The sequence below is a fragment of the Kineosporia sp. R_H_3 genome (genome assembly GCF_002198675.1).
GTDB lineage: Bacteria > Actinomycetota > Actinomycetes > Actinomycetales > Kineosporiaceae > R-H-3.
This window is the reverse complement of record NZ_MWLL01000252.1, coordinates 13,174-20,347: the sequence shown is the minus strand read 5'-3', so window position 1 is coordinate 20,347 and position 7,174 is coordinate 13,174. Positions and strand designations below refer to the sequence as shown.

Sequence of the window (7,174 nt, the reverse complement as noted above, 5' to 3'; positions counted from 1 at the left end):
CGGGTGCGCCGGTGGGCGGCGCCGGCCCGGTGCACGCGGCCGCGGTCCGGGCGATCGGGGTCGCGGCGTCCCAGGGGCACGCGACGCACGACGAACTCGTCGCGGCCGCGTGCACCGGGCCGGCGCCGCCCACCGGCGCACCCGAGTCCGACCCGCCGCGGGCGGCGGCCCCGCTCATACCGGCGGCACCCCGTGGCGCCGCTCGCTGAAGCGGCGGTCCCGGCCGACGGCGTACGCGAGCCGCAGCACGACCTCGCGGCGCAGCTCGGCGGGCTCGATGACGGCGTCGACGACGAGGTCGCTCGCGAGGCGCATGAGGTCGACGTCCTCCTCGTACTCGGCCCGGCGGGCGGCGACGAAGGCGTCCCGCTCGGTGTCGTCCTCGATCGCGGCGATCTTGTTCGCGTACACCGCGTTCGTCGCGGCCTCCGGACCCATGACGGCGATCCGGGCGGTCGGCAGCGCGAGAGTGGCGTCGGGGCCGAAGCCCGGGCCGGCCATCGCGTAGAGGCCCGCGCCGTACGCCTTGCGGAGGATGACGCAGACCTGCGGCACGGTCGCCTCGGACACGGCCGTGATCATCTTCGCGCCGTGCCGGATGATGCCCGTCCGCTCGACCGCACTGCCGATCATGAAGCCGGGCACGTCGGACAGGTACAGCAGCGGCACGTTGAACGCGTCGCACAGCCAGATGAACCGCGCGGCCTTGTCGGCGGAGTCGCCGAACAGCACGCCGCCCTTGACGGCGCTGTTGTTCGCGACGATCCCGACAGGGCGCCCGTCGAGGCGGCCGAACCCGACGACGAGCTCCGCGGCGAACAGCGGCTTGACCTCGAAGAACGAGTCCTCGTCGACGAGCGCGTCGACCACCGTGTGGACGTCGAAGGGCACGGACTCCTTCTCGGGCACCGACTCCCGGGTCAGGACGACGACCGGCGCCTCGGCCGGGTACTCCGGCGGCGCCTCGCGCCAGCACGTCGGCAGGTACGAGAAGAACAGCCGGGCCTGCTCGATCGCGTCGGCGTCGTCGACGGCGAGGTTGTCGCCGCACCCCGAGACGGTGCAGTGCATCCGGGCACCGCCCATCTCCTCGAGCGACACCGTCTCGCCTACGACCATCTCGGCCATCCGCGGGCTGCCGAGGTACATCGACGCGTTGCCCTCGACCATGACGACGATGTCGCAGAACGCCGGGATGTAGGCGCCGCCCGCGGCCGACGGGCCGAAGAGGCAGCAGATCTGCGGCACCTTGCCCGACAGCGCGACCTGGTTGTGGAAGATCCGGCCCGCGCCGCGGCGCCCCGGGAACAGCTGGACCTGGTCGGTGATCCGGGCGCCGGCCGAGTCGACGAGCCAGAAGACGGGCAGCTCCTCGCGCAGCGCGTGCTCGGTCGCACGGACGATCTTCTCGACCGTGCGCGCCCCCCACGACCCGGCCTTGACCGTCGGGTCGTTCGCGATGACGATCGCCGGCCGGCCGTCGACGAGCCCGCGCCCGGTGACGACGCCGTCCGCCGGCAGCCCGGCCCCGACCGCCCAGCCGGACGCCGCCCCGGCGAGGGCGTTGGCGAGCTGGCCGTCCTCGACGAACGTGCCGTCGTCCACGAGCAGCGCGATCCGGTCCCGGACCGGCAGCTTGGCCTGGCCGGCGAGCTTGGCGGCACCCGCGTCGGACGGCGCGAGCGTCGCCGCCCGGGCGGCCGCGACCTCGGCGTAGTGGTCGTGCCCGGCGGCCGGTGCGGCCTCGGTCTGCGGTGCGGTGCGTTCCACGGTGTCAGTCAACCGGAAGTCCCAGGCCGCGGGCGATGACGAGCCGCTGCACCTCGCTCGTGCCCTCGCCGATCTCGAGGATCTTCGCGTCCCGGTAGAACCGCGCGACGGGGTACTCCTCGATGAACCCGCTCCCGCCGAAGACCTGGGTGGCGACCCGGGTCGCGTCGACGGCCGCGGTGGAGGAGTGCAGCTTGGCGATCGCCGCGGCCTGCTTGACCTCGGCGAGCGACCGCCGTCCGGCCGTGTGCTCGTCCTTGAGCCAGGCCGCCTTGTACGTGAGCAGCCGGGCGGCCTCGACGGCGACGGCGAGGTCGGCGACGGCGAACGAGACGCCCTGGTTGGCGCCGATCGGACGGCCGAAGGCGACCCGGGTCCGGGCCTGCTCGGTGCAGGCCTCCAGGCATGCGCGGGCCAGGCCGACGGCGAGCGCGGAGATCGCGATCCGGCCGTCGTCGAGGATCGCGAGGAACTGGTGGAAGCCTCGGCCGCGCTCGCCGAGCAGGTTGCCGGCGGGCACCCGGACGCCGTCGAAGGACAGGCCGTGGGTGTCCGAGGCGTGCCAGCCGAGCTTGCGGTACGCCGGCTCGACGGTGAGGCCGGGCGTGCCGCTCGGCACCATGACCGCACTGATCTCGGGGCGGCCGTCGGGCCGCTCGCCGGTGCGCGCGGTGACGGTGACGACGCTCGTGATGCTCGTGCCGGAGTTCGTGATGAACGCCTTGGCGCCGTCGACGACCCACTCGTCGCCGTCGAGCCGGGCCCGGGTCCGGGTGGCACCGGCGTCCGAGCCCGCCTCCGGCTCGGTGAGCCCGAACGCCGCGAGCGCCCGGCCGGCGACGAGGTCGGGCAGCCAGCGCTCCTTCTGCTCGGCGCTGCCGAACGTGAGGATCGGGTTGATCCCCAGCCCGACGCCGGCCGAGAGCGTGATGCCGACGGACTGGTCGACCCGGCCGAGCTCCTCGATCGCGACGCACAGGCTCGTGAAGTCGCCGCCCGCACCGCCGTACTCCTCGGGGGCGACGAGGCCGAAGAGCCCGAGGTCGCCCATCTCGGGGACGAGCTCGACGGGGAAGCGGTGCTCCTCGTCCCACTGCGCGACGTGCGGCGCGACCCGTTCGGCCGCGAACTCCCGGACGACACGGCGGAAGTCCTCGTGCTCCTTGGACAGCTCGAACATGGCTCACCCTCGCGTCGGCCGACGGCGTCGTCGGCGTGACCGTCGGCCGGACGATCTCCGGCCTTCTCCTTGACGTTAACGTAAAGGTAAGATGGTCACGAGCCGGTTCGCAAGGCATCCTGGGGGCGCGATGGAGACCGACACGGCGACGACGTCCACCACGTGGACGATCGGCGAGCTCGCGGACGAGTTCGGGGTGACCCACCGCACGATCCGCTTCTACGAGGACCAGGGCCTCGTCACGCCTGAGCGCCGGGGCACCGCCCGGGTCTTCCACGTCCGCGACCGGGTCCGGCTCGCGCTCGTGCTGCGGGGCAAGCGGCTCGGCTTCGACCTCGGCCAGATCCGCCGGATCGTCGACATGTACGACGAGGAGCCCGGCGAGGAGGGCCAGCTGCGGTACTTCCTCGAGCAGATCGCCGCCCGCCGCGCCGAGCTCGAGCAGCGCCGCCAGGACATCGAGACGACCCTCGCCGAGCTCGCCGAGGTCGAGCGGCGCGCCCGCGAGACCCTGACGAACCTCGCCTGACGGCGTCCGTCGCACACGTCCCGCGCCCCCACCCGGGACGTCCGTGGAAGACCCCGGCGCACGAGTCCGGTTAGCCTGGCGACCGTGGCCAGGTCCCTGTACGTCGCCGCCGCAGGTCCGGAGAGCGGGAAGTCCGCCGTCGCCCTCGGCGTCGTCGAGGCGATGGTCCGTCGCGTCGGACGGGTCGGCCTGTTCCGGCCGGTGGTCCGCGCCGACGGCCCCGACCCGGTCGTCGCGCTCGTCCGGCAGCGCTTCCCCGCGGTCGTCCCCGACGACGCCGCGGCCGCCGCGGCCTGCGGGGTCACCTACGACGACGTGCACACCGACCCCGCCGAGGCGACCGCCCGGATCGTCGAGCGGTTCCGCGCCGTCGAGCGCGAGCACGACGCCGTCCTCGTCGTCGGCACCGACTACACCGACGTCGGCGCCCCGACCGAGCTCGCCTTCAACGGCCACCTCGCGGTCAACCTCGGCGCCCCCGTCCTCCTCGTCGTCAACGCCCGCGGCCGGACCCCGGCCGACGTCGCCGCCGCCGCCGACGTCGCGTGCGGCTCGCTCGCCGCGCACGCCTGCCGGCTGCTCGGCGTCGTCGCGAACCGGGTCGACCCCGACGAGCTGAAGGACGTCCAGGAGTCGCTCGCAGCCGTCCGCGGCCTCGCGCACGGCGCCGGCACCGACGGCGCCGCGGCGGTCTCCCCCGGCACCGAGCTCGCCGTCCACGTGCTGCCCGAGGAGCCCCTGCTCTCGGCCCCGACCGTCCAGCGGGTGGTCGACGCCGTCGGCGGCGACCTGGTCCTCGGGGCGCCGGAGCGGTTGGCCGTCGAGGCCCGTTCGTTCGTCGTCGCCGCGATGACCCTGCCCCGGGTGCTCGAGTACCTGCGCGAGGACGGGCTCGTCATCGTGCCCGGCGACCGCAGCGACGTCCTCGTCGGCGTCCTCATGGCGCACCGGTCGCAGACCTTCCCGCGGCTGTCCGGCGTGATCCTCTCGGGCGGGACGCGGCCCGAGCCGCCCGTGCAGCGGCTGCTCGACGGCATCGGGTCCCGGCTGCCGGTCGCCGTGACGCCGCTCAACACCTTCGAGGCCGCCACCGTCGCCGCCGGCACCCGCGGCGCGCTCACCGACGGCTCGGCGCGCAAGATCGCGACGGCGCTCGACCTGTTCGCCGCCCACGTCGACGGGCCGGCCCTGCTCGACCGCCTCGACCTCGTGCGCAGCGACGCGGTGACGCCTCTCATGTTCGAGCACGACCTCGTCGAGCGCGCCCGGGCGACGCGCCGCCGGATCGTCCTGCCCGAGGGCACCGAGCCGCGGGTGCTCGCCGCCGCGGCGGCCGTGCTGGCCCGCGGGATCGCCGACGTCGTCCTCCTCGGGGACCCGGCCGAGGTCGCGCGGGCCGCCGCGCGGGCCGCCGTCGACGTCTCCCGGGCCCAGGTCCTCGACCCCGCCGAGGACTCGCTGCGGACGACGCTCGCGACCGAGTACGCCCGGCAGCGGGCGCACCGCGGGGTGACGTTCGAGGCGGCCTGGGACGTCGTCGTCGACGTCTCGTACGCCGGCACCCTGCTCGTCGAGCTCGGGATGGCGGACGGCATGGTGTCCGGCGCGGCGCACACGACGGCGCACACGATCCGGCCCGCGTTCGAGGTCATCCGCACGGTGCCCGGGGTGAGCGTCGTGTCGAGCGTGTTCTTCATGTGCCTCGCAGACCGGGTGCTCGTCTACGGCGACTGCGCCGTGAACCCGGACCCGACGGCGGAGCAGCTCGCCGACATCGCGATCAGCTCGGCGACGACGGCGGCCTCGTTCGGCGTCGAGCCGCGGGTCGCGATGCTCTCCTACTCGACGGGGACGTCGGGCGCGGGCAAGGACGTCGACAAGGTCCGTGAGGCGACCCGCCTGGTCCGCGAGCGCGCCCCGCACCTGCAGGTCGAGGGCCCGATCCAGTACGACGCCGCGATCGACGCCGGCGTCGCCCGGACCAAGCTCCCCGACTCGACCGTCGCCGGCCGCGCGACCGTCTTCGTCTTCCCCGACCTCAACACCGGCAACAACACGTACAAGGCCGTCCAGCGCAGCGCGGGCGCGCTCGCCGTCGGCCCGGTGCTGCAGGGCCTCCGCAAGCCCGTCAACGACCTGTCCCGCGGGGCCACCGTGCCGGACATCGTCACGACGATCGCGATCACCGCGGTCCAGGCGACGAGCCTGGCGGAGGCCGCCGGCACCACCGAGGCCGCAGAGGCCGCTCCGCTCGCCGTCGCCGCGGTCGCCGCCGAGGTGGCCGGGTGAGCGCGCACACCGATGCCGGGGACGGCGGCGGGCGCGTCCTCGTCGTCAACACCGGCTCGTCGTCCCTGAAGTACCGGCTCGTCGAGCCCGCGTCGGGCACCGTCCTGGCCCGCGGCCTCGTCGAGCGGATCGGCGAGGGCGGCGGCCGGCTCGAGCACCGCCGTCCGCCCGGCCACGACGGCCCGGACGCCGTCCACGAGGTCGAGGGCGCGTTCCCCGACCACGCGGCCGCGCTGGCCGCCGTCCGCGACGCCTTCGCCGACCACGGCCCGGACCTCGCCGACGCCGGCCTGGCCGCCGTCGGGCACCGCGTCGTCCACGGCGGCGAGCGGTTCCGCGACCCGGCGCTCGTCGACGACGACGTGCTCAAGGCGATCGACGACCTCGCCGTCCTCGCGCCGCTGCACAACCCCGCGAACGCGACCGGCATCCGGGTCGCGCGCGACCTGCTCCCGGACCTGCCGCACGTCGCGGTCTTCGACACCGCCTTCCACGCGACGATCCCGCCCCGCGCCGCGACCTACGCCGTCCCGGCCACGTGGCGCACCGACCACGACGTCCGCAAGTACGGCTTCCACGGGACGTCCTACGCGTACGTGAGCCGGGAGGCCGCCCGGCTGCTCGGCCGGGCGCCGGAGGACACCAACCTCGTCGTCCTCCACCTGGGCAACGGTGCGAGCGCGTGCGCGGTCGAGAACGGGCGCAGCGTCGACACGTCGATGGGGCTGACCCCGCTCGCCGGTCTCGTCATGGGCACCCGCAGCGGCGACGTCGACCCGGCGCTCGTCGCGCACCTACAGCGGGTGGCCGGGATGTCGACCCAGGACGTCGACGACGCGCTCAACAAGCGCAGCGGGCTGCTCGGCCTCGCCGGCGTCTCCGACGTCCGCGAGGTCACCGAGCGCGCCGCCGCCGGCGACCCGGACGCCGTGCTGGCGCTCGACGTCTACTGCTACCGGATCCGCACGTACGTCGGTGCCTACACCGCGGCCCTGGGCCGCGTCGACGCCGTCGTCTTCACCGCGGGCGTCGGGGAGAACTCGGCGGTCGTCCGCGAGCGCTCCCTCGCCGGGCTCGAGCGGCTCGGCGTCGTCGTCGACGAGGCCCGCAACCGGGCCGGCGGCCGCTGGGCGCGGTCGGTGAGCCCGGACGGCGCGGCCGTGCCGGTGCTCGTCGTGCCGACCGACGAGGAGCGCGAGATCGCGCGGCAGGCCCTGGTGGTCGCCCGTGGCTGAGCGCCCCGACCGGTACCCGCCGTACCAGCGCCCGGACGGCGCCGAGGACCTCTTCACCCCGGCCGCCGGGCTGCACCTGCCGCCGGACCGGCCGGGCGAGCAGCCCGGTCCCCCGCCGGACGTCGCGCCGGCCCGCCCGCTGTCCCGCCGGGAGGCCCGGGAGGCGGCGCG

The 7,174-nt window shown here is 75.2% G+C and carries 5 protein-coding genes and 1 pseudogene; 4 read left to right on the top strand and 2 right to left on the bottom strand.

Going from position 1 to position 7,174, the window contains the following annotated elements; genetic code table 11:
- A pseudogene (locus tag ECOMGDLI_RS36210) lies at nucleotides 1–209 on the top strand (hypothetical protein); the annotation flags it as partial.
- Here ECOMGDLI_RS36210 and ECOMGDLI_RS32145 read toward each other — a convergent pair.
- Together ECOMGDLI_RS32145 and ECOMGDLI_RS32140 are read right to left on the bottom strand one after the other, a co-directional pair.
- Nucleotides 175–1,770 (bottom strand): acyl-CoA carboxylase subunit beta, encoded by a 1,596-nt coding sequence (locus ECOMGDLI_RS32145; protein WP_198955377.1) that lies wholly within the window; start codon nucleotides 1,768–1,770, stop codon nucleotides 175–177. The pseudogene ECOMGDLI_RS36210 and the gene ECOMGDLI_RS32145 sit on opposite strands and share 35 nt — an antisense overlap.
- A gap of 4 nt (nucleotides 1,771–1,774) precedes the next feature.
- Nucleotides 1,775–2,950, bottom strand: a complete 1,176-nt coding sequence (locus tag ECOMGDLI_RS32140; protein ID WP_088320892.1) for an acyl-CoA dehydrogenase family protein — start codon at nucleotides 2,948–2,950, stop codon at nucleotides 1,775–1,777.
- 130 nt (nucleotides 2,951–3,080) lie between these two features.
- Between ECOMGDLI_RS32140 and ECOMGDLI_RS32135 the strand changes: the two genes are divergently transcribed.
- From ECOMGDLI_RS32135 to ECOMGDLI_RS32125, 3 genes are all read left to right on the top strand, one after another.
- Nucleotides 3,081–3,479, top strand: a complete 399-nt coding sequence (locus ECOMGDLI_RS32135; RefSeq protein WP_088320891.1) for a MerR family DNA-binding transcriptional regulator — start codon at nucleotides 3,081–3,083, stop codon at nucleotides 3,477–3,479.
- Between the two features lie 84 nt (nucleotides 3,480–3,563).
- Nucleotides 3,564–5,768, top strand: a complete 2,205-nt coding sequence (gene pta, locus ECOMGDLI_RS32130; RefSeq protein ID WP_088320890.1) for a phosphate acetyltransferase — start codon at nucleotides 3,564–3,566, stop codon at nucleotides 5,766–5,768.
- A complete protein-coding gene (locus ECOMGDLI_RS32125; RefSeq protein WP_088320889.1) occupies nucleotides 5,765–7,003 on the top strand; it encodes an acetate/propionate family kinase in 1,239 nt (412 codons plus the stop codon). Before pta ends, ECOMGDLI_RS32125 begins: the two co-directional genes overlap by 4 nt.
- Nucleotides 7,004–7,174 lie beyond the last annotated feature (171 nt).